Source organism: uncultured Campylobacter sp., assembly GCF_937997465.1.
Lineage (GTDB): Bacteria > Campylobacterota > Campylobacteria > Campylobacterales > Campylobacteraceae > Campylobacter_A.
Genome location: NZ_CALKTQ010000101.1, coordinates 1 through 2,433, shown reverse-complemented (window position 1 = coordinate 2,433; position 2,433 = coordinate 1). Strand labels below are relative to the sequence as shown.

Annotated in this window: 3 protein-coding genes and 1 pseudogene; 3 read left to right on the top strand and 1 reads right to left on the bottom strand. The window is 47.7% G+C overall.

The window, feature by feature from the left end; genetic code table 11:
• The 3 genes and pseudogenes from Q0546_RS03015 to Q0546_RS03005 form a co-directional block, all read left to right on the top strand.
• Positions 1-468, top strand: a pseudogene (locus tag Q0546_RS03015) (RNA degradosome polyphosphate kinase); the annotation flags it as partial.
• Positions 469-819: 351 nt separating this feature from the next.
• Positions 820-1,431 carry a LysE/ArgO family amino acid transporter gene (locus Q0546_RS03010; RefSeq protein WP_298790413.1) on the top strand — a complete coding sequence of 204 codons (612 nt, stop codon included), beginning with the start codon at positions 820-822 and terminating at the stop codon, positions 1,429-1,431.
• A 107-nt stretch (positions 1,432-1,538) separates the two neighbouring features.
• Positions 1,539-2,231: a metallophosphoesterase gene (locus tag Q0546_RS03005; protein WP_298790410.1), complete on the top strand. Its 693-nt coding sequence runs from the start codon at positions 1,539-1,541 to the stop codon at positions 2,229-2,231.
• Between the two features lie 2 nt (positions 2,232-2,233).
• Here the strand turns inward: Q0546_RS03005 and Q0546_RS03000 are convergent.
• On the bottom strand, positions 2,234-2,433 hold a 200-nt coding region (locus Q0546_RS03000; protein WP_298790408.1), incomplete at its 5' end, for a hypothetical protein.

Here is a 2,433-nt window from a genome sequence, read left to right as displayed (position 1 = left end):
AGCGCGGGCGTAAAGATCGACCTCATCGTGCGCGGCATCTGCTGCGTGCGCCCGGGTGTGAAGGGCTTAAGCGAAAATATCCGCGTGAGATCGCTCATCGGCAAATACCTTGAGCACGCGAGGATATTTTATTTCAGACACGCCGACCCTCAAATTTACATCGCTTCCGCCGACTGGATGCCGCGAAATCTCGAGCGCCGCCTAGAGCTCATGACGCCGATAATCGATAAAAATTTGCAAGAGCGTTTGCTTGAGTTTTTGCGCTTGCAGCTTAGCGATAACGAGCTGGCGTTTGAGCTGCAAAACAGCGGCGAATACGCCAAAGTAAGGCCAAAAGAGGGCGACGCGCGCATAAACTCGCAAGAGGTACTCGAGGAGTACGTGAGCGGGATATATAAGGCGACGAAAAAGGATACCGATAAGGGCAAAAGCGAGCAGATGGTGGCGAAACTTTTGAAAGAAAGTTAAGCGGCTTTTGGGAAGGCTTGTCTCGCGAGCGCTTTTGAAAGAGATTTGAAAATTTTAATCTGCGACAGGCTTCATGCCTAGTCTTGATTAAAATTTTCCGCACAACTTTCAAAATCATCTCGCGATACTTCGCCTTATCGTTATTTATTCAAATTTGTAAATTTTGAGTTCAAATTTTTACTCGCCGAGACCCACACCTTGAAACTACTAAATTTGAAAAATCATCTGCGTACGAACCTCACGCCTATCCCTGCTTCCGCATGTCGCGAATTTTACTTCGCTAAACTTTTGTTGTACGCATTCTGGCTAAAATTTAGAAAATACAAAAGCACGCCAAATTTAAGAGATAAAATGAACTCTTTTAATGTCTTTTTCTCTGGTTTTTCTCTTGGGCTCTCGCTGATCCTTGCTATCGGAGCGCAAAATGCCTTCGTGTTAAAACAAGGCATCAAAAAACAGCATGTTTTTCTGGTTTGTGCCATCTGCGCGCTTAGCGACGCTACGCTGATTTTTGCGGGTGTATCGGGGTTTGGCTATGTGGTGGAGCACTATCCCATCATCAAAACCGCCGCGCTTTGGGGCGGATTTGTATTTTTGAGCATTTACGGGCTGCGTAGCCTTTATAGCGCGTTTAGTGCCTCGCATGCGCTAACGGCTGGCGGCGAGGAGGCGCACGGAGCGGTTAAAACAGCGCTTCTCACGCTAGCTTTTACGTGGTTAAATCCGCACGTTTATCTTGATACGGTCGTGCTACTTGGTTCGGTTTCTACGAAATTTGGCGAGAGTGCGGGACTCTTTGGTGCGGGCGCGATGTGCGCGTCGTTTGCGTTTTTCTTTTTGCTCGGATACGGAGCTAGATTTTTAGCGTCGTTGTTTCAAAAGCCCGCCGCATGGAAAATTTTGGAGTTTTTCGTCGGTGTAACGATGATAGCGCTTGGTGCGATGCTAATCGTCGGTGAGTGAGGGTGCTTAAATTCAACGACTAAATTTAGGTAGTTTTGTTGCGCTGTTTTTATGCCCCGTTGGCTAAACTTTGCTAAAATTTAAGTAAATTTACAAGAAAAGAAAAAATGAACGACCAAATTTACCTTATCGGCGACATTCACGGCTGTTATAAAACCCTTTGCGCCCTGATAGATCGCTTGCCGCGTGGTGCTGATTCTAAAATTTGCTTCGTGGGCGATCTGATAGATCGCGGCGAGGGGAGTTTTGAGGTCGTGCAGTTAGTGATGCAGCGCGGTTACGCGGCTGTGATGGGCAATCACGAATACCGCCTTTTGCAACACAAGGACGCATTTTTGCGTGGCGAAATGCCTAGCGATCCGCGCTGGTTTTACCTAAACGGCGGCGCACAGACTTTTGCATCCTATGCCAAAGCCAGCCGTGCCCAGAAGCTCGCGCACATAGAGTTTTTGTTAAATTTGCCGTTTTATTTGGAGTTTGACGAGTTTAAAAACGCGCAAGGCAGGCGGCTCGTCGTATCGCACTCGGCGATTGGGCGGATGTGGCGGCTGCGTAACTCGGACGGCGATAGTGCGGCGGAGTTCAGGCGGCACGTGCTTTGTGGCAGGGGCGATTTTAGCCAAAACGATGACGTCTTTAACGTTTACGGACATACGCCGATCGCTGAGCCCGATATTACGGAATTTGGCGCAAATATCGACACTGGCTGCGTCTATAGGCACGATTTTGGCCATCTTTGCGCGCTTGAATTTCCGAGCATGCGAGTCTTTATGCAGGAAAATATCGAGGAGGGCGGGTGAGTTTATTCAAATTTGAGGCCAAATTTGACTAAAATTTGAAATTTATGCACCGAGACCAGCACCTTTAAGGCACTAAATTTGGTTTGGTTAAATTTAGCGTTGCGAGTTTGGTTTCCTTGCGTAAAAAAACAACCGTTTGAGGTTGTTTTTTTTACTTTGTTGTAAAGGGGGTGGGGGCTTGAATGGCGAAGTCGCTCCCCAC